General features: G+C 60.1%; 21 protein-coding genes. 15 read left to right on the top strand and 6 right to left on the bottom strand.

What is annotated here, in order from left to right:
- Window position 1: 1 nt before the first annotated feature.
- On the bottom strand, window positions 2–457 hold the full coding sequence (locus tag C4J86_RS20810) for a DUF721 domain-containing protein (RefSeq protein ID WP_124371704.1): 456 nt from the start codon (window positions 455–457) through the stop codon (window positions 2–4).
- Between the two features lie 305 nt (window positions 458–762).
- Between C4J86_RS20810 and secA the strand changes: the two genes are divergently transcribed.
- The 3 genes from secA to C4J86_RS20795 all read left to right on the top strand — a co-directional run bounded on the left by secA (window position 763) and on the right by C4J86_RS20795 (window position 5911).
- The gene (gene secA / locus C4J86_RS20805) at window positions 763–3498 is read left to right on the top strand and encodes a preprotein translocase subunit SecA (protein ID WP_124368176.1); all 2736 of its coding nucleotides are present in this window, start codon (window positions 763–765) and stop codon (window positions 3496–3498) included.
- 121 nt (window positions 3499–3619) lie between these two features.
- Entirely contained in the window at window positions 3620–4837 is a 1218-nt protein-coding gene (argJ, locus tag C4J86_RS20800) for a bifunctional glutamate N-acetyltransferase/amino-acid acetyltransferase ArgJ (protein ID WP_124371703.1), read from the top strand.
- Between the two features lie 129 nt (window positions 4838–4966).
- Entirely contained in the window at window positions 4967–5911 is a 945-nt protein-coding gene (locus C4J86_RS20795) for a Nudix family hydrolase (RefSeq protein ID WP_124372466.1), read from the top strand.
- Window positions 5912–6029: 118 nt separating this feature from the next.
- On the opposite strand, the gene C4J86_RS20790 is transcribed toward C4J86_RS20795, so the two are convergent.
- From C4J86_RS20790 to C4J86_RS20780, 3 genes are read right to left on the bottom strand one after another with little or no spacing between them, the layout of a single operon-like run.
- A complete protein-coding gene (locus C4J86_RS20790) occupies window positions 6030–6608 on the bottom strand; it encodes a cob(I)yrinic acid a,c-diamide adenosyltransferase (protein WP_124371702.1) in 579 nt (192 codons plus the stop codon).
- 2 nt (window positions 6609–6610) lie between these two features.
- Window positions 6611–8647: an ATP-binding protein gene (locus tag C4J86_RS20785; protein ID WP_124368172.1), complete on the bottom strand. Its 2037-nt coding sequence runs from the start codon at window positions 8645–8647 to the stop codon at window positions 6611–6613.
- A 45-nt stretch (window positions 8648–8692) separates the two neighbouring features.
- Window positions 8693–9610, bottom strand: coding sequence for a putative 2-dehydropantoate 2-reductase (locus tag C4J86_RS20780; RefSeq protein ID WP_124371701.1), 918 nt, complete (start codon window positions 9608–9610; stop codon window positions 8693–8695).
- A 123-nt stretch (window positions 9611–9733) separates the two neighbouring features.
- Here C4J86_RS20780 and C4J86_RS20775 point away from each other — a divergent pair, with 123 nt between their 5' ends.
- Entirely contained in the window at window positions 9734–10219 is a 486-nt protein-coding gene (locus C4J86_RS20775) for a YajQ family cyclic di-GMP-binding protein (RefSeq protein ID WP_003193880.1), read from the top strand.
- A 136-nt stretch (window positions 10220–10355) separates the two neighbouring features.
- Window positions 10356–11201 (top strand): mechanosensitive ion channel family protein, encoded by an 846-nt coding sequence (locus tag C4J86_RS20770; RefSeq protein WP_124371700.1) that lies wholly within the window; start codon window positions 10356–10358, stop codon window positions 11199–11201.
- Window positions 11202–11389: 188 nt separating this feature from the next.
- Here C4J86_RS20770 and C4J86_RS20765 read toward each other — a convergent pair whose 3' ends face one another.
- A complete protein-coding gene (locus C4J86_RS20765) occupies window positions 11390–12670 on the bottom strand; it encodes an OprD family porin (protein ID WP_124364189.1) in 1281 nt (426 codons plus the stop codon).
- A 742-nt stretch (window positions 12671–13412) separates the two neighbouring features.
- Here C4J86_RS20765 and C4J86_RS20760 point away from each other — a divergent pair.
- Both C4J86_RS20760 and C4J86_RS20755 read left to right on the top strand, forming a co-directional pair.
- A complete protein-coding gene (locus C4J86_RS20760; protein ID WP_124364188.1) occupies window positions 13413–13838 on the top strand; it encodes an HIT domain-containing protein in 426 nt (141 codons plus the stop codon).
- A gap of 3 nt (window positions 13839–13841) precedes the next feature.
- Window positions 13842–14048, top strand: a complete 207-nt coding sequence (locus C4J86_RS20755; protein WP_124364187.1) for a SlyX family protein — start codon at window positions 13842–13844, stop codon at window positions 14046–14048.
- Between the two features lie 71 nt (window positions 14049–14119).
- On the opposite strand, the gene C4J86_RS27265 is transcribed toward C4J86_RS20755, so the two are convergent.
- On the bottom strand, window positions 14120–14722 hold the full coding sequence (locus C4J86_RS27265; RefSeq protein WP_005790922.1) for a cold-shock protein: 603 nt from the start codon (window positions 14720–14722) through the stop codon (window positions 14120–14122).
- A gap of 429 nt (window positions 14723–15151) precedes the next feature.
- Between C4J86_RS27265 and C4J86_RS20745 the strand changes: the two genes are divergently transcribed.
- The 8 genes from C4J86_RS20745 to ruvB all read left to right on the top strand — a co-directional run bounded on the left by C4J86_RS20745 (window position 15152) and on the right by ruvB (window position 22225).
- Window positions 15152–15625 (top strand): Dps family protein, encoded by a 474-nt coding sequence (locus C4J86_RS20745; RefSeq protein ID WP_003193874.1) that lies wholly within the window; start codon window positions 15152–15154, stop codon window positions 15623–15625.
- A 183-nt stretch (window positions 15626–15808) separates the two neighbouring features.
- On the top strand, window positions 15809–16141 hold the full coding sequence (locus C4J86_RS20740) for a ribbon-helix-helix domain-containing protein (RefSeq protein ID WP_124371699.1): 333 nt from the start codon (window positions 15809–15811) through the stop codon (window positions 16139–16141).
- Between the two features lie 170 nt (window positions 16142–16311).
- On the top strand, window positions 16312–16533 hold the full coding sequence (locus tag C4J86_RS20735) for an FmdB family zinc ribbon protein (protein ID WP_003193872.1): 222 nt from the start codon (window positions 16312–16314) through the stop codon (window positions 16531–16533).
- Between the two features lie 108 nt (window positions 16534–16641).
- Window positions 16642–18417: an aspartate--tRNA ligase gene (gene aspS, locus C4J86_RS20730; RefSeq protein ID WP_057013724.1), complete on the top strand. Its 1776-nt coding sequence runs from the start codon at window positions 16642–16644 to the stop codon at window positions 18415–18417.
- Window positions 18418–18564: 147 nt separating this feature from the next.
- Window positions 18565–19311, top strand: a complete 747-nt coding sequence (locus tag C4J86_RS20725) for a YebC/PmpR family DNA-binding transcriptional regulator (protein ID WP_124364185.1) — start codon at window positions 18565–18567, stop codon at window positions 19309–19311.
- A 651-nt stretch (window positions 19312–19962) separates the two neighbouring features.
- Window positions 19963–20487, top strand: a complete 525-nt coding sequence (gene ruvC, locus C4J86_RS20720) for a crossover junction endodeoxyribonuclease RuvC (RefSeq protein WP_057723842.1) — start codon at window positions 19963–19965, stop codon at window positions 20485–20487.
- A gap of 67 nt (window positions 20488–20554) precedes the next feature.
- On the top strand, window positions 20555–21166 hold the full coding sequence (ruvA, locus tag C4J86_RS20715; protein ID WP_124364184.1) for a Holliday junction branch migration protein RuvA: 612 nt from the start codon (window positions 20555–20557) through the stop codon (window positions 21164–21166).
- Window positions 21167–22225: a Holliday junction branch migration DNA helicase RuvB gene (gene ruvB / locus C4J86_RS20710; RefSeq protein WP_003175801.1), complete on the top strand. Its 1059-nt coding sequence runs from the start codon at window positions 21167–21169 to the stop codon at window positions 22223–22225.
- Window positions 22226–22261: the final 36 nt, after the last annotated feature.

The following is a 22261-nucleotide window of genomic DNA, read 5'->3' as shown; positions in this document are numbered from 1 at the left end:
CTCAGGGTTTGGGCCTGGCATGGGCGGCCAGCCGCTCCAGTGCCGCGCGCAAACCCGGATCGCTGATCCCTTCGGCGGTGGCCTGGAGGGTTTCGGCTGCCTGTTCCGACAGGTCCAGCGTATGCCCGGCCGGGCTTCGCAGCACGGTAGGCGGCTGCACTTTGAACTGGATGCGCGTCAGACCGGCAAACTCATCAAACACCATCAATTGGCGCTGCAAGCGTTTTTGCTGATAACGCAAACGGGTGGCCCAATGCCCGTCAGTGACAATTAATAGCAAGTTGCCTTCGCGCCAGGACGCCACATGACAATGTTCGCGTGCGGCCGGTTGCAGCTGGCTTTCGAGCAGGCGTTGCAAATGCGCCAGGCGTTGCGCGTGGCCAAAGATGGCTTTCAGCGGCTTGGCTTCGCGAAGCAACACGCCGGGAGCGCGGGCTGTAAGAGGGCGAAATGCCATGTCTAGACACCTAAAGTAACAGAGCCGTCATCTTAGCAGAAAGCGCCGGTGAGCCCCGAGACCCTGCAAGGGCAGGGCTTTTCTCATGAAATCAATAAGTAACTTCTGCCTTTCATGGGTTGAAGTTCCGCCAAAAGCCCTTATTTTAAACAAGCCCTCTCACAGCGCCGTGCCCGCATCGGGGAACAACGCCACTTTCCTCACCCACGATTCCGGGTAGAATGCGCGTTCGCATGCGGCCGTGAGGGCTGCTCGGGCCACTCACGGTGCGCCCTCCATCCCTATGTGTGGAAGAACCTGCCGATATGTTTGCGCCTTTGTTAAAGAAACTTTTTGGAAGCAAGAATGAGCGCGAAGTCAAACGCATGCTCAAGACGGTGCAGCTGGTCAATGCCTTCGAAGAGCAGATGGTTGCCCTGTCGGATGAGCAATTGCGCGCCAAGACCGAAGAGTTCAAGGCCCGCATAGCCAAAGGTGAAACCCTCGACAAGCTGCTCCCCGAAGCCTTTGCGGTCGCCCGTGAAGCCGGTAAGCGCGTCATGGGCATGCGCCACTTCGACGTCCAGTTGATCGGCGGCATGACCTTGCACGAAGGCATGATTGCCGAAATGCGTACCGGTGAAGGCAAGACCCTGGTGGCAACCCTGGGTGTTTACCTCAACGCACTGTCCGGCAAGGGCGTGCACGTTGTGACGGTGAACGACTACCTGGCTCGCCGGGATGCCAACTGGATGCGCCCGCTGTATGAATTCCTCGGCCTGACCGTCGGCGTAGTGACGCCGTTCCAGCCGCCCGAAGAAAAGCGCGCCGCCTACGCTTGCGACATTACCTACGGTACCAACAACGAATTCGGTTTCGACTACCTGCGCGACAACATGGCGTTCAGCATGGATGAAAAATTCCAGCGCGAACTCAACTTTGCCGTGATCGACGAAGTCGACTCCATCCTCATCGACGAAGCCCGTACCCCGCTGATCATCTCCGGCCAGGCCGAGGACAGCTCGCGCCTGTACACCGAGATCAACAAGTTGATCCCGCGCCTTGAGCAGCACATCGAGGAAGTCGAAGGCGTGGTGACCAAAGAAGGTCACTTCACCATCGACGAGAAGACCCGCCAGGTCGAACTCAACGAGGCCGGCCACCAGTTCGTTGAAGAAATGCTGACCCAGATCGGTGAGCTGGCCGAAGGAGAAAGCCTGTACTCGGCTCACAACCTGGGCCTGCTGACCCACGTATATGCCGGCCTGCGCGCCCACAAGCTGTTCCACCGCAACGTCGAATACATTGTCCAGGACGGCCAGGTCGTCCTGGTCGACGAACACACCGGCCGTACCATGCCCGGTCGTCGCTTGTCCGAAGGCCTGCACCAGGCCATCGAAGCCAAGGAAATGCTCAACATCCAGGCCGAAAGCCAGACGTTGGCGTCCACCACGTTCCAGAACTACTTCCGTCTGTACAACAAACTGTCCGGCATGACCGGTACGGCCGACACCGAAGCGTTCGAATTCCATCAGATCTATGGCCTGTCGGTGGTGGTCATCCCGCCGAACAAGCCACTGGCGCGTAAAGACTATAACGACTTGGTGTTCCTGACCGCCGAAGAGAAATACGCGGCGATCATCAATGACATCAAGGACGGCCTGGCCAAGGGCCGTCCGATCCTGGTGGGTACCGCGACCATCGAGACGTCCGAGCACGTGTCCAACCTGCTCAACAAGGAAGGCATCGAGCACAAGGTGCTCAACGCCAAGTTCCACGAAAAAGAAGCCGAGATCATCGCCCAGGCCGGTCGCCCCGGCGCGCTGACCATCGCCACCAACATGGCCGGTCGTGGTACCGACATCCTGTTGGGCGGCAACTGGGAAGTGGAAGTGGCCTCGCTCGACAATCCGACCCCTGAACAGATCGCCCAGATCAAGGCCGACTGGCAGAAACGCCACCAAGCCGTGCTGGAATCCGGCGGTTTGCAGGTGATCGCGTCCGAGCGTCACGAATCGCGCCGTATCGACAACCAGTTGCGCGGTCGTGCCGGTCGCCAGGGTGATGCCGGTTCCAGCCGTTTCTACCTGTCCCTGGAAGACAGCCTGATGCGTATCTTCGCCTCGGATCGAGTGAAGAACTTCATGAAGGCCCTGGGCATGCAGTCCGGTGAAGCGATCGAGCACCGCATGGTGACCAACGCCATCGAGAAGGCCCAGCGCAAGGTAGAAGGGCGTAACTTCGACATTCGTAAACAACTGCTCGAGTTCGATGACGTCAACAACGAACAGCGTAAAGTGATCTATCACATGCGTAACACGTTGCTGGCCGCCGACAACATTGGCGAGACCATCGCTGACTTCCGTCAGGACGTGCTCAATGCCACCGTGAGCGCACATATCCCGCCACAGTCGCTGCCTGAGCAGTGGGATGTGGCCGGTCTGGAAGCCGCGTTGAAGAGCGATTTTGGCGTCGACTTGCCGGTTCAGCAGTGGCTGGACGAAGACGATCACCTGTACGAAGAAACCCTGCGCGAAAAACTGATGGCCGAATTGCTGGCCGCGTACAACGAGAAAGAAGAGCAGGCGAGTGCCGAAGCCCTGCGCACCTTCGAGAAGCAAATCGTGCTGCGCGTGCTGGACGACTTGTGGAAAGACCACCTGTCGACCATGGACCACCTGCGCCACGGTATCCATTTGCGTGGCTACGCCCAGAAAAACCCGAAGCAGGAGTACAAGCGCGAGTCGTTCACGTTGTTCTCCGAGCTGCTGGATTCGATCAAGCGCGATTCGATCCGCGTGCTGTCCCACGTTCAGGTGCGTCGCGAAGACCCGATCGAGGAAGAAGCGCGCCTGCGCCAGGAAGCCGAGGCACTGGCTGCACGCATGCAGTTCCAGCACGACGAAGCGCCGGGCCTGGATGCGCCTGAGGTGTTGGGTGAAGAGGTCGATGTGGCCCTGGCTCAAACCCCGGTACGCAATGATCAGAAGCTGGGCCGCAACGAGCTGTGCTACTGCGGTTCGGGCAAGAAATTCAAACACTGCCACGGCCAGATCGAATAAGATTTTCGCCTGACGCTGCAACACCCCACGCCGCGACCGGCATCAGCCGTCGCGGCGTTTTGCCATTAATCCTCCCGTCGACAGCGACGGCACACACATCATCTCTTCAAGGAGCGCATACATGGCTGTTGGTCTTGGTCCTTTGCCCACATTGCACCCGGTCGCCGGTTTTGAACTCGGTATCGCTTCGGCCGGCATCAAGCGTGCGGGGCGCAAGGATGTGGTGGTGATGCGCTGCGCCGAAGGCTCGACAGTCGCCGGTGTGTTCACCCTCAACGCTTTTTGCGCCGCGCCGGTGATCCTGGCCAAGCAACGTGTGGCCGGGTCGATTCGTTACCTGCTGACCAACACCGGCAACGCCAACGCCGGTACCGGCGAGCCTGGCCTGGTGGCTGCTGCGCGCACGTGCGCCAAGCTGGCCCAACTGACCGGCGTGGACGCGAGCCAGGTGCTGCCGTATTCCACCGGCGTGATCGGTGAGCCGCTGCCGGTGGAGAAAATCGAAGGCGCCCTGCAAGCCGCGCTGGATGACCTGTCTGTGGATAACTGGGCGGCTGCAGCCACCGGCATCATGACTACCGACACCTTGCCCAAAGGCGCAAGCCGGCAGTTCGTGCACGATGGCGTGACCGTCACCGTGACCGGTATCAGCAAGGGCGCAGGCATGATCCGTCCGAACATGGCCACCATGCTCGGCTATATCGCCACCGACGCCAAAGTCTCCCGTGATGTATTGCAACGCCTGATGCTGGACGGCGCCAACAAGTCGTTCAACCGCATCACCATCGACGGTGACACTTCCACCAACGACTGCTGCATGCTGATCGCCACCGGCCAGGCCAACCTGCCGGAGATCACCTCCACCGAAGGCCCGCTGTTCGCCGCATTGAAGCAGGCGGTTTTCGAGGTGTGCATGGACGTGGCCCAGGCCATCGTGCGTGACGGCGAGGGCGCGACCAAGTTTGTCACCGTTGAAGTCAACGGCGGCGCCAATCACCAGGAGTGCCTGGACGTGGGTTATACCGTGGCGCACTCGCCGCTGATCAAGACCGCCTTGTTCGCTTCCGACCCGAACTGGGGCCGTATCCTCGCAGCCGTTGGTCGTGCCGGCGTGCCTGACCTGGATGTGAGCAAGATCGACGTCTTCCTCGGCGACGTGTGCATTGCCAGCCGTGGCGCCCGCGCCGACACCTACACCGAAGCCCAGGGTTCGGCGGTGATGCAGCAGGAAGAAATCACCATCCGCATCGAGTTGGGGCGCGGCGACTGCAGCGAAACCATCTGGACCACGGACCTGTCCCACGAATACGTGAAGATCAACGCGGAATATCGCACCTGAAGGTAGGAGCAAGCTTGCTCGCGAAAAACTCAATGCCACCGCGTTTATCCAGGATGTACGCGTTATCGTTGACGTTCTTCGCGAGCAAGCTCGCTCCTACAAGGGCAATAACGGGAGGAAGCAGTGGCGGTGAAACGAGTGCATGTAGCAGCAGCGGTGATTCGCGGTGTGGATGGCAGGATCCTGCTGGCACGCCGCGCCGATACCCAGCATCAAGGCGGCCTCTGGGAGTTTCCCGGCGGCAAGGTGGAGGCTGACGAGTCAGTCGCCACGGCCTTGTCCCGTGAGTTGCAGGAAGAGCTGGGCATCCAGGTCACCACGGCGCGGCCGTTGATCCAGGTGCAGCATGACTACCCGGACAAGCAGGTGTTGCTGGATGTCTGGGAAGTCTCGGCCTTTACCGGCGAGCCCCACGGCGTCGAAGGGCAGCCTCTGGAGTGGGTGGCCCCGCGAGACCTGGTCAACTATGAGTTTCCAGCGGCTAACGCGCCCATTGTCGCGGCAGCGCGTCTGCCTGCCGACTACCTGATCACGCCCGGTGAGCTGGAAACCGCGCCCTTGTTGCGTGGCCTTCAAACAGCCATTGCCGGTGGCATCAAGCTGGTTCAACTGCGCGCACCCAACGGTTACGACCCTAAATACCGAGACCTTGCCGTAGACGCCGTGGGATTGTGTGCGGGCAAGGCGCAGTTGATGCTCAAGGGGCCGTTCGAATGGCTGGGGGATTTTCCAGCGGCCGGCTGGCACATGACCTCGGCGCAATTGCGTAAATACGCGAGCAAGGGCCGACCGCTGCCGAAGGACCGTTGGTTGGCGGCCTCGTGTCACAACGCTGAAGAACTGGCGCTGGCGCAGTTGATGGATGTGGACTTCGTCACGCTGTCGCCGGTTCAGCTGACCGAAACTCATCCCGAAGCCCAGCCGTTGGGTTGGGAACAGGCAGCCGAGCTGATCCGTGGGTTCAGCAAGCCGGTGTTTCTATTGGGCGGGGTTGGGCCTGAGCAGCGGGAGCAGGCTTGGGCGGTGGGTGCTCAGGGTGTTGCAGGGATCAGGGCGTTCTGGCCGCAGGTTTGAGGTTGCTCTGGCGGGCCTCATCGGGGGCAAGCCCCCTCCCACACTAGACGGTATTCACAAATCAAAATGTGGGAGGGGGCTTGCCCCCGATGGGGCCCTGCCAGGCACCCAGTAATCCTCAGTGAGGCTTCGCCGCCGCCTGCCACAACACCTCGGCAACCCCCTGACGCCTGGCAATCACCCGGGCCGCGACAAACAGCAAGTCCGACAACCGATTGATATACGCCAACCCCACCCCTTCCAACGGCTCCACCGCATTCAATTGCTGACAGCGGCGTTCGGCACTGCGCGCCAGGCTGCGGCACACATGGGCCTGGGCGATCAGCGCTGAGCCGCCGGGCAGGATGAAATTTTCCAGTGGCCCCACCTCTTCATTCCAACGATCGATCGCCGCTTCCAGCCGATCCACTTCCGCTGCATTCAACGCCTTGTACACCGGCATGGCCAGCTCGCCGCCCAGATCGAACAAGCGATGCTGGCAGGGCGTGAGCACCTCCACCACATCGTTCAGTTCGGGGTGCTTGCCGCTCTGCTCCTCCAGGTTGGCCAATAACAACCCCAACTGGCTGTTCAGCGTATCCACCTCGCCAATGGCCTCCACCCGTGGGTGGTCCTTGGGCACGCGGCGACCGTCGCCAAGGCCGGTTTCGCCCTGGTCACCGGTGCGGGTGTAGATCTTCGACAGGCGAAAGCCCATGGTCATTGCTCCAGTTGGGTGAGTTCTGCGGGGGACAATTGGCTGCCGGCCAGTGGCAGGCGCAAAGTGAAACAGGTGCCTTGGCCCAGGGTGGAGTGCACTTCCATCTGGCCCTTGTGGTTATTGGTGATGATGAAATACGACACCGACAGCCCAAGCCCGGTGCCCTGGCCGATCTCCTTGGTGGTGAAGAACGGCTCGAAGGTGCGTTTGCGCACGTTTTCGCTCATGCCGATGCCATTGTCTTCCACCTGGATCTCGGCCCAGGGCGGGTTGAGGCGGGTGCGCAGGATGATGCGCCCCGGTTCGCTGCCGTCTTCACGCAGGTGAATCGCCTGGGCGGCGTTTTTCAGCAGGTTGAGCAGCACCTGTTCCAGTTCGTTGGCCGTGCCGGGTACCGGCCCCAGTTGCGGATCGAACTGGCGGATGATCGCCTGGCCCTTGAAATCGAAACCGATGGCCAGGTCGAAATCGTTACCGGCGATCTCCACGGCCTGGTCGATCAGGGCTGGCAAGTCGCAGGGGGCCATTTGCCGGTTGCTGCGCCGGCTGAAGCTGAGCATGTGCGTGACGATTTTCGCGGCACGCGCGCCGGCCTGTTGAATCCCATCCAGCAACTGCGGGACTTCGCGCGCTTGCAGGTATTGATTGACCAGCGCCAGCTCGATGCCCGCCTGTTCGGCATGTTCCAGGTTCTTGGGCAGCTCGGGTGACAGGCGGCGCCGGATGTTCTGCACGTTGTGCAGGATCGCCCCCAGCGGGTTGTTGATTTCGTGGGCCATGCCGGCAGCCAGGCCGCCGACCGAGAGCATTTTCTCCGATTGCACCATCATTTCTTCCAGGGACAGGCGCTGGGTGATGTCATCGATACGGATCACCACGCCGCGCCCGGCACCGCCCATCAACGGGTAGAACGTCAGGGCGTAATGCTTTGGCTCGTCGTCCTTGACCCAGGTGACCCGCTCGATCCGCTCAACTGTGTGCTGCTCCACCGTGGCCTTGATTTGCGGCAGGTAGGGCTTGAGCGGTTGGAACGCGAGGAAGATCGGCTGGTTGAGGGCTTCATCCAGGCGTGTGCCCGAAAGCGCGGTGGCTTCCTGGTTCCACTGGGTGACGTAGAGCTGTTCATCCAGGGCGATCAGTGCCGAGGGCATCGAGTCGATAATGCTGTTGAGGTAGTTCTGAAAGCCGGTGAGCTTTTTCTCGATCTTGCTGCGCACCTGCACTTCCAGTTCCAGCTTGCGGTTAGTGTGGCGGGTTTCTTCGGCCAGGCCCTGGGCCTGGTCGTAGGCGGCCTGGGAATCATCCCGCGCGCGCTTGAGCTGCTGCTCACGGGCCTCGATGCGCGACAGCATGGTGTTGAACGCTTCCGCCAGGCTGCCGATTTCATCGTGGTTGCCGGGGCCTGCGCGCAGGGCGTAGTTCTCTTCGCGAGTCACCTGGCGCGACAGTTCCTCGAGTTCATGGATCGGCCGGGTGATCAGGCGTTTGATCTGCCGGGCGATGACCAGCCACAGCAACACACTGAAAATCAGGATGCCCAGGCTTGCGGTGAGGGTGCCGGTATAGAACGCCACCGGCAGCTCGCTGCTGGCCACCAGCAGCAAATGCCCCGAAGGCTGGTCGGTGCGGGGCAGGGTGATGACCTGGTTGCTGCGAAACTCGGTGAGGCGCCAGGCCTCGATATGCCGGTAGTTGTCGGGCAGGTGCAGGCGGTCGCCGTGTTGCATCTGCGCCAGGCGATTGCCTTCGCCGTCGTACAGGGCGGCGGCGCGCAGCGGTGAATAGCTGGTCAGCTCATTGAGCAGTGCATTGGCCTTGGCCGGGGATTGCAGGGCTTCGGCCGCGAGTGCCGGGTTGGACACCAGCCGACCGATGGCCTGCAAGGCCTGGGGCGCCATGCTTTCTTGGGAGATCCAGTAGGCGGCGCTGATAAAGGTCAGGTTGGCCACCAGCAACACGGTGGTCAGCAGTACCAGCAGGGCGGCCAGCAGTTTCTGCCCTACCGGTAGGTTTTCAAGACGCTGGCGCAGTGGCATCAGGTTTTTCGCAGGCAATAGACATACGGCAGGGTAGCGCGTGCCTCAGTCGCTGGGCAATCCGCGTGCAACCAACTGCTCGACCAAGCGCGTTTGCAGCTGCTGCAGATGCGGCAGTACCCGTTGATGGCGGGCGGCCGCTTGGCAGGCGTAGCCCAGCAGGTAGCTGATTTCGGTACGCCGTGCGTTGGCCACGTCCTGGTACATAGAGGAATAGTTGGCCGCAGTGGCCTGGATCACCCGTTGCACTTCACTGTGCAAATCCTGCGCGGCCGCAGGCTGGCCGCAGCATTCCAGTAATTCGCTCAATTCAGCGCACAGGGTGGCGACTTCACATTGATGGGCCTGCAGGCCGCCGTTGCGGCACTGGTAGAGCACGGTCAACGGGTTGATCGCGCAATTGAGCGCCAGCTTGCGCCACAGCCGCGTGAGGATATCGGTGCTCCATTGATGGGGGATGGCGGCGGCCCGCAAGTCATCCAGCCACAGCGGCGCGGTAGGGTGAGCCGCATCCCCCAGCCAGGTGTAGCCATGGCCGGCAAACACCACGCGCCATTCGCCCTCGCGAAACGCGCCTTCGGTGCTGGAGGCAAAGATGCAACGCGCCTGTGGCAACTGGGCGGCCACCGCATCCTGGCTGCCGAGGCCGTTTTGCAGCAGGATCAGTTCCGCGTCCGGCGCCAGGCGATGCTGTAACTGTGCGACGGCACTTTGGGCATCGTAGGCTTTGCACGCCACTAACAGGCGCTGGATCGGCTCCGGGCTGTCGGATGTTTCGCCTATCACCGGGTAGGTGTGCGCAATACCTTGCTCAACCAGGGTCAGGCCGTTGCCCGACGCATAGCTGGCCAGGCGCGCCTGATCGCGCAGGATCAGCCGCACCGGCACGCCCGCGCGCGCCAGCCGCGTGGCCCAGAGGGTGCCCAGGCTACCGGCGCCGAGAATATGCCAGGTGGTCGACATCAGTGTGTGCTCCGTAAGGTCGCCAGCGGTGAACGCGGCGAAAGAACCGCTATAATGCCCCGGCATTTTAGCTCGGGCGCGCTCCATCTCTACTGAGCCCGCCCCTTATATTGGAGAAATGACATGCCTTCGTTCGACGTGGTATCCGAACTGGACAAACACGAAGTCACCAACGCCGTCGAGAACGCCGTCAAGGAACTGGACCGTCGCTATGACTTGAAAGGCAAGGGCAGCTTCGAATTCAAGGAAAAGGAACTGACCGTCAACCTGACCGCTGAAGCCGATTTCCAGCTGGAAGCGATGATCGAGATCCTCAAGCTGGCCCTGGTCAAGCGCAAGATCGACGTGCAGTGCCTTGAAGTCAAGGACGCCTACGCTTCCGGCAAACTGATGAAGCAGGAAGCCGTGCTCAAGGAAGGCATCGACAAGGAACTGGCGAAGAAGATCGTCGCGCACATCAAGGATGCCAAGCTGAAAGTCCAGGCGGCCATCCAGGGTGAACAGGTGCGTGTTACCGGCAAGAAGCGTGATGACCTGCAAGAGGCCATCGCGGCCCTGCGCGCCAAGACCTTCGACATGCCGCTGCAGTTCAACAACTTCCGCGACTGATGGCACCTCGCGGAACCTGTGGCCGTTTTCGACGTCCCACGCCGCAGCAACAATGCCTACAATTGAGCCCTACGGGGCTCATTTGCGTTTTCAGGCAGTCAATGAAGCCGCATTTCCGCACAACAGGAGAAGATAGATGGATTTGAACGCTGAAGTGGATCACTTGATCAAGACCTCGCAGTCCTGGATCCCGATGATCATGGAATACGGCAGCCGGGTACTGCTGGCCGTTATCACCCTGGCCATCGGTTGGTGGCTGATCAACGTCTTTACCCACCGAGTAGGGCGCTTGCTGGCCCTGCGTAACGCCGACCTGGCGCTGCAGCACTTCATCACCAGCCTTGCGAACATTGCGCTGAAAGTCATGTTGATCGTCAGCGTGGCCTCGATGATCGGCGTGGCAACCACCTCGTTCGTCGCCGCCATCGGTGCCGCTACTCTGGCGATCGGCCTGGCCTTGCAAGGCAGCCTGGCCAATTTCGCCGGCGGCGTGCTGATCCTGTTGTTCCGTCCGTTTCGCATCGGTGACTGGATCGAAGCCCAGGGCACCTCGGGTACCGTCGACAGTATCCAGATTTTCCACACGGTGCTGCGTACCGGCGACAACAAGACGGTGATCGTACCGAACGGCATCCTGTCCAACGGCATCATCACCAATACCAACCGCCAGCCGACCCGCAAGGTGGTGTTTGATGTGGGCGTGGATTACGAGGCGGACCTGCAGAAAGCCCGTGAAGTATTGCTGGAACTGGCCAAGGACCCGCGCGTGCTGGCCGACCCGGCGCCCGTCGCAGTGGTATCGACCCTGGGCGACAGCTCCATCACCGTGTCCCTGCGTTGCTGGACCAATACAGCGGATTATTGGGATGTGGTGTTCATGCTCAATGAACTGGCGCGCGACCGTTTGAAAGGGGCGGGGATTGATATTCCGTTCCCGCAGCGGGTTATTCGCGTGATGCAGGAAGCTCCGGCGAAGGCATGAAACAGTGTCGCGTTTAAGTTGGCCGAAAGGTCAGGTTAAATGCGACAGTTGTATATAGTTACTTAGCTTACTAGTTATATTGCTTTTGAAATGTAACTGAAATAAAAAAAGCCGCTCCCTTGCAAACAGGGGAGCGGCTTTTTATTCAAGGTCGAAACCTTAACTCATCGTTGTAATTACTCGCGTGATTACAAGATGTTCAGCGGGTAGTTCGCGATCAGACGCAGTTCGTCGATCGAAGGCGAACCGTAGTAAACGCCATCACCGGAACGATAAGTCGCTTGACGCAGACGCAGGCTGAGGTTTTTAGCCGGGCCGCTCTGAACCACGTACTTGGCTTCGATGTCGCGTTCCCACTCTTTACCGTTGCTGGTGGTGCCCGTGTTGGCGCCGCTACCGGTCACGTAACGCGTCATGAAGCTCAGACCAGGAACGCCGAAGGTCGCCATGTTGATGTCGTAACGCGCCTGGTACGACTTCTCGCCTTCGGCGTTGAAGTCGGAACGGGCGATGGAGTTGGCCAGGAATACAGTGCCGCCGCCATCTACGCCGTAGCCGTAGTCGCCGTCACCGGTAACCTTTTGGGCAGCCAGGGTGAAGGTGTGAGCGCCGACGGTGTACGCGCCCTGCAAGCTGAATGCGCGGTTGTCGAGCTTGGTCACGCCATCTTTCTCAGCGCGCTGCAGGCCGGCGCCTTCGCTCTTGGTGTCGTAGATGTTGAAGTCCAGCGCGAAGGACTGGTCATCGCTCAGGGCGTGGGTCCAGTTCAGGTTGCTGTAGTACTTGCGGAAGTAGTCTTCGGTTTTCGCGTAGTACAGGCTGCCGGTGACTTCCGGGGTGAAGGCATAGACGCCGCCGACGAAGTCGGTCTTCGTCAGGCCCAGGCTGTCGTGGTAGGTCTGGTTCTGCGCGACGCTGGAAGTGAAGTGGCCGCCTTCGAGCTTCAGGCCCTTGATCTCGTTGCTGGTGATCGAGATACCTTGTGGCAGTTCTGGGAGCAAACGGCTGTCATCGGAGGCGAATACAGGCGCTGTGGTGTATTGGTCACCGACTTTCAGCACGGTATTGGAAATGCGGAACTTAACCGCGCCGCCGCCTTTTGAGTACTCGTCTTGCGAACGACCGTCGGAACCGGTAGGGAACAGACCGGTGCCGGCACGGCCCTTGCCGCTGTCGAGCTTGAGGCCCATCAGGCCGATCACGTCAACGCCGACACCGATGGTGCCTTGGGTGAAGCCCGACTCGTACAAGGCGTTGAAGCCCAGGCCGCTTTCTTCCGCACGGCTCTTGGAGCCCGGGCCCGACGGGTTGTTGCGGAAGTCGCGGCTGAAGTACAAAGCGCGAGTGTTGATGCTGAAAGTGCTGTCTTCAACAAAGCCCTTGGAATCGTCTTGGGCGGACGCCATTGCGAACTGCGAGGTGCCTGCTGAAACAGCCAGGGCGATCATGCTCCACTTCATCACGCGCATCGTGATTTGCTCCTTTGGTTTTAGAAGAGTACTGCCGTCCCACCTGTATTTTTATCTGGGCGGCTCTTTCTTTATGTGTGTCGGCGCAAAGTTATCTCACACCGGCGCTGTTGACGATACTTGCCAAACTATCCTTTCAGCTTCTTTACGAGGCTGTCGTAAATTGCTAGCTCCGTGTCGCAAATCACAGCCCGACGGTAACCAGGCTGACAACTTCAATGTTCTTTTCAAACGCCTTCAAAGTTCGAAATCGTCCCTGGCACACATTGAAACGCTATTGTTTCTTATCGCGAAACCCTGGCATCCATCCAGGTGTCGTTGCCGACGATAGCGAGGTGAATGCAACAAGCGTGCACAAAGCGCCAGCCGAATGTCATTTTTTCGTGAAAAACGTTACGGCAGTGTAAAAACCGCATAAACACGGGCCTCTCGGGCAGTTTGGTTCAGGCTCGACATTCAGGTGTTACCGTCGTGCGGTGGTGCGCAAAACCTGCGCTTGAGCAAAACGTTACCGATTGACCCTCAAAAGTGGGTAGCGGCCGACTCCCTTTGAAGCACAAGTGGGTCATTTTGGTGCATCCCTTCGAAGCCCGAGTTAGCGTGGTTCACACATCCGACTGCCTCTAAAGGGTGCATCCATGGAATGGGTTTGCCTCAGGCTGCTCGCGCATTCGCCGTGAAGCCTCGCGCATTCGGCGGTATGCTGGGCGCCTGTAATTGACCTGCCGAACGGAGTGCCCACGTGTTCGCTTTAGATCAACGCCTGCAACAAGACACATTGGCCATTGGGGACTTCCCGCTCTGTCGCCTGCTGCTGTCCAATGATTCGAATTATCCCTGGTTCATCTTGGTACCGCGCATTGACGGTATCAGCGAAGTGTTTCAACTGGATGTCGCCGAGCAACAGACGTTGTGGCAGGAAACGACCGCCCTCGCACAGCTGCTGAACGAAGGCCTGGCCGCCGATAAGATGAACATCGGCGCGCTGGGTAACGTGGTCAGCCAGTTGCATGTGCATGTCATCGTGCGCAAGCGCGATGACGTGGCATGGCCGGCGCCGGTGTGGGGCAAGCATCCGGCCCGTCCATACAGCGCAGAGCAGGTGGCGGCGATTCGCAGCCGATTGCGTGAATTACTGCCTGCCGACTTCATTTTTACCCAGGACTGAACCATGGACCTGCAAGATCGCGTCACCGACCTGGAAAGCCGCCTGGCGTTCCAGGACGACACCATCGAAACCCTCAATGACATTCTGGTCGCCCAGCAGCAAGCGGTGGAGCGCCTGCAATTGCAGATGATCGCCTTGCTCAAGCGTCAGGAAGAGATGGGCGGCCAGTTCGAAACCTCGGAAGAAGAAGCCCCGCCGCCGCACTATTAAATGAGCGTGCAATAAAAAACCGCGATCCAGCCTACGCCGGATCGCGGTTTTTTTTGCAGCGCAGGCTGGAATCAGCGACGCGGCAGGGCAGCGATGACATCTTCAGCTTGCAGGCCTTTGTCGCGGTTCATCACCGAGAACTCCACGCGCTGGCCTTCGACCAGGACGCGGTGGCCTTCACCGCGGATAGCTCGGAAGTGGACGAAGATATCGTCACCCGAGTCGCGCGAAATAAAGCCGAAGCCTTTGGAGGTGTTGAACCACTTGACGGTCCCGGTATCCCGGTTGGTCATGTCGTAGTTTTGCGACGCGGCCGCTGGGGACGAACGGTAGAAGCTGATGGCCAGGTGAAGAACGATGGCGACCACAGCGATTACCAGGCTGAGCAGGATGGCCGGGTGGCCGCCCACTTCAGGCATGGGTGCCAGCAGGGTAAGGGTTTGAACGACGACGGTCAGTACCAGCAGCGCGCTGACCAGGTTTTGCAGTTGATGACGCGTGCCTTTGTTCCAGTAGGGAATTACCGGTGCCAGGGTCAGGTTGAGAAGGCCGAACAAGGCCAGATATAGAGCGTCGTGTTGTTGCAGGTAGGGCAGGCTTTCAGGCTGCAGGCTCGGGATAAAGGACAGCAGCAAAGCTGCAACGCCCGTTAGCAGGTGGACGATTTTCAACATTTTGATTAACTCACGTTAAGACGGATCACAAGGAAGAGCTGACTGGCACGGTTCGCTTCTGAACAATGGGAGGCGTTGGGCACGTGCGCGGGTAGCAGCCTATGTGACGTGCCGCAGAAATGAACGGCAGCCACACGCCGCCTATTTAACAGCAAAGGCTGTGCCTACTCAAATCAAGCATTTCGGGGTGTTGCAATCGAGGTGGCATTTTTGCGTCGAAGGCTTGTCCTAGACAGGTGCAGGTAATTTGAGCGGCCTTTCGAGCGTTTTTCTTACAGGATGACCGGCTCTTCGGCCGCTGCCCTCGCAAGCGGTGCAGGGCAATTTGCCGCACATTGCCTGGGTGCATCGGGCTGCACGCGGCCATCACTCTTGCTAGAGTGATCCTGCACCTGATCAATGAATGCTCGTCAATTGAAGGGGAAAAACATGGCAATCGATATTGGTATCAGTGAAGAAGATCGTAAATCCATCGTCGACGGACTTTCACGGCTGCTGTCCGATACCTATGTGCTGTACCTGAAGACCCACAACTTCCACTGGAACGTCACGGGCCCCATGTTTCGTACGCTGCACTTGATGTTCGAAGAGCAGTACAACGAGCTGGCGCTGGCGGTGGATTCCATCGCCGAGCGTATCCGTGCCCTCGGCTTCCCGGCACCGGGTGCCTATTCGATCTACGCCCGCCTGTCTTCGATCAAGGAAGAAGAGGGTGTGCCGAGCGCCGAAGAGATGATCAAGCAACTGGTAGCGGGCCAGGAGGCTGTCACCCGTACCGCGCGTGGCATTTTCCCGTTGCTCGACAAGGTCAGCGATGAGCCGACAGCGGACCTGTTGACCCAACGGATGCAAGTTCACGAAAAAACCGCGTGGATGCTGCGTTCGCTGCTCGAAAACCAATAACCGTCGAACCCGCGCGGCGTCTTCGGGACGCCGCTCACTGGTTTCTCTGCGCTTGCTGGCGTTGTCCTACGACGCCCAGCGCCCGCGTCTTCTGGCTGCTCGTCGCTTCCTGCGGTTTTATAGGCTGACCGTCCAATGGGAGAAACCCATGGACTGCTGTTTTGGCAAGGGAGTGTCAGGTGTATGTCATGTGGTAAGGGCGTGGAAACCGGTGGTTTTCACAAGATAAAGGTCGATCCCTTCGCGAAAGGGTTCGACATGGGGCTCGCCAAGCCATTATCGCGGTCGGTGCGGCTCAACGGGTTTTCCACCTGCCTGCGGCTGGAGCAGATCTATTGGAATATCCTCACGGAAATGGCCAGGATCAATACCTGCTCGGTCAGTGCGTTGTTGTCCTATGTCGATCGGGAAGTGCATTTGCGCTATGGCGGTGTGAAGAACTTCAGCGGGCTGGTGCGGGTGGTGTGTGTCGTTCACCTGTTGAAAGACCGCCTTAGCGCCTCTGGCCCCTTCTGATGGAGGCTGCAGGGCGCGGCCCTTCCTTCCGGCGGGCCGCGCCTCGGGCAGAAAGCCGGCTGCGCTGCCTCGATTTACCAGATATAATCCCGCGCTTTGCTGCGCATGCCGGGCTTTATGCACATCGGCAGGGCGTAGCGCAGTAACGATCTGATCGCCGAGACAACTCCATGCCCATGTACGACTATCAATGTGCTTCCTGTGGTCATCAGTTGGAAGCCATTCAGAAGATCAGCGCCGCGCCGCTGGTCGATTGCCCAGCCTGCCAGGCACCTGAGTTGAAAAAGATGTTGTCCATGCCGGGCTTCCGCCTGAGCGGCAGCGGCTGGTACGAGACCGATTTCAAGACCGGCGCCAAGAAGAACCTGGCGGGCGGCGACAAAGCAGACTGAGTTGAACTCTACGCGCAGGCTCCTGCATTATCCGTCCCCTGCTTTAATGTACGGTGACGAGGCACGCCTGCCACCGAATTTCGAATTACGAGAAGTGAAACCACGACCATGATGCGCAGCCACTATTGCGGCCAACTGAACGAGACCCTGGAAGGTCAGGAAATCACCCTTTGCGGATGGGTTCACCGTCGCCGCGACCACGGCGGGGTGATCTTCCTCGATATCCGTGATCGTGATGGTCTGGCCCAGGTAGTGTTCGACCCGGATCGCGCCGAGAGCTTCGCCGCCGCCGACCGCGTGCGCAGCGAATACGTCGTGAAGATCACCGGCAAGGTGCGCCTGCGCCCGGCCGGTGCCGTGAACAAGAACATGGCGTCCGGCGGCATTGAAGTGCTGGGCTATGAGCTGGAAGTGCTGAACGAGTCGGAAACCCCGCCGTTCCCACTGAACGAATATTCCGACGTTGGCGAGGAAACTCGCCTGCGCTATCGCTTCCTGGACCTGCGTCGTCCGGAAATGGCCGAGAAGCTGCGTCTGCGTTCGCGCATGACCACCAGCATCCGCCGCTTCCTCGACGAGAACGGCTTCCTCGACGTGGAAACGCCGATTCTCACCCGCGCCACGCCGGAAGGCGCACGCGACTACCTGGTACCGAGCCGTACCCACCCGGGTAGCTTCTTCGCCTTGCCGCAATCGCCGCAGCTGTTCAAGCAGCTGCTGATGGTGGCCGGCTTCGACCGTTACTACCAGATCGCCAAGTGCTTCCGCGACGAAGACCTGCGCGCCGACCGCCAGCCGGAATTCACCCAGATCGACATCGAGACCAGCTTCCTCGATGAAAAAGAGATCATGGGTCTCACCGAACAAATGATCCGCAACCTGTTCAAGGAAGTGCTGGACCTGGAGTTCGGCGAATTCCCGCACATGACCTTCGAAGAGGCCATGCGTCGCTACGGTTCCGACAAGCCAGACCTGCGTAACCCGCTGGAACTGGTCGACGTGGCCGACCAGCTCAAGGACGTCGACTTCAAGGTGTTCAGCGGCCCGGCCAACGACCCGAAATGCCGCATCGCCGCCCTGCGCGTGCCTGGCGGCGCGAGCATGCCGCGCAAGCAGATCGACGACTACACCAAGTTCGTCGGCATCTACGGTGCCAAGGGCCTGGCGTACATCAAGGTCAACGAGCGCGCCAATGGCGTTGACGGCCTGCAGTCGCCGATCGTGAAGAACATCCCCGAAGCCAACCTGAACACGATCCTTGATCGCGTTGGTGCGGTCGATGGCGATATCGTGTTCTTCGGTGCCGACAAGGCCAAGATCGTCAGCGAAGCCCTGGGCGCACTGCGTATCAAGCTGGGTCACGACCTGAACCTGCTGACCTGCGAGTGGGCGCCGATGTGGGTGGTCGACTTCCCGATGTTCGAAGAGAACGACGACGGCAGCTTCAGCGCCTTGCACCACCCGTTCACCGCGCCGAAGTGCTCCCCGGCCGAGCTGGAAGCCAACCCGGCCGGCGCGTTGTCCCGTGCCTACGACATGGTGCTCAACGGCACTGAGTTGGGTGGCGGTTCGATCCGTATTCACCGCAAAGAGATGCAGCAAGCGGTGTTCCGTCTGCTGGGCATCAACGAAGCGGAACAGGAAGAGAAGTTCGGCTTCCTGCTCGACGCGCTCAAGTACGGTGCGCCGCCGCACGGTGGCCTGGCCTTCGGCCTGGACCGTCTGGTGATGCTGATGACCGGCGCCCAGTCGATCCGTGAAGTGATTGCGTTCCCGAAAACCCAGAGTGCTGCGGACGTCATGACCCAGGCGCCGGGCGTCGTGGATGCCAAGGCGCTGCGCGAATTGCACATCCGTCTGCGCGAGACGCCGAAGGCTGAGTAAGGCTGCTGCGTGAAAGCGCACTGAGGTTTACGCAGTCTTAAAGGCGCATCTTCGGATGCGCCTTTGCGTTACAAAGGCCGCACTTAAAAAGAGAAGTCCGCCCGGAGCGGGATAGATAAGGTTTCTATAGAATTTCGGAGTTGTGTTATGGCTGGCCATTCCAAGTGGGCGAACATCAAGCACCGCAAAGAGCGTCAGGATGCCAAGAAAGGCAAGATATTCACCAAGTGGATCCGCGAGCTGACCGTCGCCGCCCGCCAGGGTGGCGGTGACCCGGGCTCCAACCCGCGCCTGCGCCTGGCGCTGGACAAGGCGCTCGGCGCCAACATGAGCCGTGACATCATCGACCGCGCCGTGGCCCGTGGCGCCGGCGCCGCCGACACCGACGACATGGTCGAGCTGACCTACGAAGGCTATGGGCCAGGCGGCGTGGCGGTGATGGTCGAATGCATGACCGATAACCGTAACCGTACTGCAGCTGCGGTGCGTCATGCGTTCAGCAAGTGCGGCGGCAACCTGGGTACCGACGGTTCGGTGGCCTACCTGTTCGAGCGCAAGGGGCAGATTACCTTTGCGGCCGGTACGGATGAAGATGCGCTGATGGAAGCCGCGATGGAGGCGGATGCCGACGACGTGGTCACAAACGAAGATGGCTCCATCGACGTGTTCACCTCGTTCGCCAGCTTCTACGCGGTGCGCAACGCCCTGGAGGCCGCGGGTTTCAAAGGTACCGACGCGGAAATCGTGATGTTGCCGACCACCAGTGCGGAACTGGACCTGGACGGTGCGCAGAAGGTGTTGAAGCTGCTGGATATGCTTGAAGACCTGGATGATGTGCAAAACGTGTATTCGAATGCCGACATTCCGGAATCCGTGGCCGAACAGCTAAGCTGAAGAACTACATAGATCCAAATGTGGGAGGGGGCTTGCCCCCGATAGCGGTGGGTCAGCCAAAAATATTCTGACTGATCCACTGCCATCGGGGGTATACACAGCTTTGGCACGGCCCTGAACCTGTGGCGGCTCAGGAGCCGAAGCCTCTCTAACTGATGCCCCGCGACCAAAATGTGGGAGGGGGCTTGCCCCCGATGGCGGCCTGACAGCCGACCAGGATGTGGATCAGAGCGAGTACATATCCGTTGCTGCGGTAACGGCGGCTGGTGGTTCCGCTCTTACAGCGGGTCACTTTTGGAAGGACCCAAAAGTAACCAAAAGGTCCTCGCCCCACCACTCGGCACCTCGCTTAGGCTCGGTGTGCCCGAACGCAGGTTTGAATTCGTGGGCCGCCGCCATGCGCCATCCATGGCGCAGGGCGGCTAACCCGGCGTCCTGCCGGGTTACCCACGGATTCAAACCTGCGTTCGGCCAGCGTGGTTAACGGGGCGACTGAGATCAAGATCAAAAGCAAGAGCGGCTCGCTTCGCATCGTGGTTACCGTTGGCTGCTACAAAGTTGTGTAGATATCCATGGCCATCGGGGGCAAGCCCCCTCCCACATTTGAACTTCGGCGTATCACAAAATGTGTTTATTTAACCTGCAGGCGTTATGACTTTAATCCTAGGTATCGACCCCGGTTCGCGCATTACCGGTTTTGGCGTGGTGCAACACACGCCGCGTGGCTGCGTTTATGTGGCCTCGGGCTGTATTCGCACCGGCGCGGGAGAACTGGCCGAGCGCCTGCAGATCGTCTATCGCGGCGTGCGTGAAGTCATCCAGACCTACGGCCCGGTGACCATGGGCATCGAAAAAGTCTTCATGGCCAAGAATGCTGACTCGGCGTTGAAGCTCGGCCAGGCCCGTGGTGCGGCCATTGTGGCGGGGGCCGAGGAGGGCATGGAAATCGCCGAATACACCGCGACCCAGGTCAAGCAGGCGGTCGTCGGTACGGGTGGGGCGAATAAGGAGCAGGTGCAAATGATGGTCATGCACATGCTCAAACTCACCTCTAAACCACAAATCGACGCCTCCGACGCCCTGGCCATTGCCATTTGCCACGCCCACACCCGCTCCAGCCTGCTGCCTCATGGCCTGGGCGCGGCACGCAGTCGTGGCGGACGCCTGCGTCTCTGATAGCATCAGCGCAATCGTTATTTCCGGTCAGGCCTGTTCTGACCCCCAAGCTTTAAGGATCTGAACCGTGATTGGACGCTTGCGCGGCACCCTGGCTGAGAAACAGCCGCCGCACCTGATTCTGGATGTGAATGGATTGGGGTATGAGCTTGAAGTGCCCATGACCACCTTGTACCGCTTGCCGTCGGTCGGCGAGCCGATAACTTTGCACACGCATTTAGTCGTGCGAGAGGACGCGCAACTGCTCTATGGTTTCATTGGCAAGCGCGACCGTGACTTCTTTCGCGAGCTGATTCGCCTCAACGGCGTAGGGCCCAAGCTGGCCCTGGCGTTGATGTCGAGCCTGGAAGTGGATGAGCTGGTGCGTGCCGTTTCGGCCCAGGACACCTCGGCGCTGACCAAGGTGCCCGGTGTCGGCAAGAAAACCGCCGAGCGCCTGCTGGTGGAACTCAAGGACCGCTTCAAGGCCTGGGAAGTGGTGCCGAGCATGTTCGCCCTGGTGCCCAATCAACCGGATATGCCGGCGACTCAGGTTGCCAGTGCCGAAAGCGATGCTGTGAGTGCGTTGATCTCCCTGGGCTACAAGCCGCAGGAGGCCAGCAAAGCGGTGTCGGCCATTAAAGACAAGAACCTGAGCAGCGAAGACATGATCCGCCGAGCCCTGAAGGGAATGATTTAAGTGATTGAAGCTGATCGTCTGATCGCGGCCACCGGCCCGCGCGACCGTGAAGAAGTCCAGGACCGCGCCATCCGCCCCTTGAGCCTGGCCGACTACATCGGCCAGCCCACCGTGCGCGAGCAGATGGAACTGTTCATCCAGGCCGCGCGCGGGCGCAGCGAGTCGCTGGATCACACACTGATCTTCGGCCCGCCGGGCCTGGGTAAAACCACCCTGGCCAATATCATCGCCCAGGAAATGGGCGTGTCGATCAAGTCCACGTCCGGCCCGGTGCTGGAGCGCCCCGGCGACCTGGCCGCGCTGCTGACCAATCTCGAGCCTCACGACGTGCTGTTTATCGACGAGATCCACCGGCTGTCGCCCATCGTCGAGGAAGTGCTGTACCCGGCGATGGAGGACTTCCAGCTCGACATCATGATCGGCGAAGGCCCGGCGGCCCGTTCGATCAAACTCGACCTGCCACCGTTCACCCTGGTCGGCGCGACCACCCGTGCCGGCATGCTGACCAACCCGCTGCGAGACCGTTTCGGTATCGTTCAACGTCTTGAGTTCTATAGCACCGCCGACCTTGCGACTATCGTCAGCCGTTCGGCGAGTATCCTCGGCTTGCCGCTGGACCCTGAAGGCGCATTCGAAATCGCCCGACGCGCGCGGGGTACGCCACGGATCGCCAACCGTTTGCTGCGCCGCGTACGCGATTTTGCCGAGGTACGGGCCAAGGGGCATATCACCAAGGCGGTCGCGGACCTGGCGTTGAACCTGCTGGATGTGGATGAGCATGGCTTCGATCATCAGGATCGACGCCTGCTGCTGACCATGATCGAGAAATTCGACGGTGGCCCGGTGGGCGTGGACAGCCTGGCCGCCGCCATCAGTGAAGAGCGGCATACCATCGAGGATGTGCTGGAGCCCTACCTGATCCAGCAGGGCTACATCATGCGCACGCCACGGGGCAGGGTGGTAACGCGCCACGCCTATCTGCACTTCGGGCTAAACATTCCGTCACGATTGGGAGAGATGCCCGTGGTAGACGAATTTCTCGATGCAGTGGACGATTAAAAAATTGCAGGAGCGAGCTTGCTCGCGAAAAACCTC

The sequence above is a fragment of the Pseudomonas sp. R2-7-07 genome, assembly GCF_003852355.1.
Taxonomy (GTDB): Bacteria; Pseudomonadota; Gammaproteobacteria; order Pseudomonadales; family Pseudomonadaceae; genus Aquipseudomonas.
This window is presented reverse-complemented; position numbering and strand designations above follow the sequence as displayed.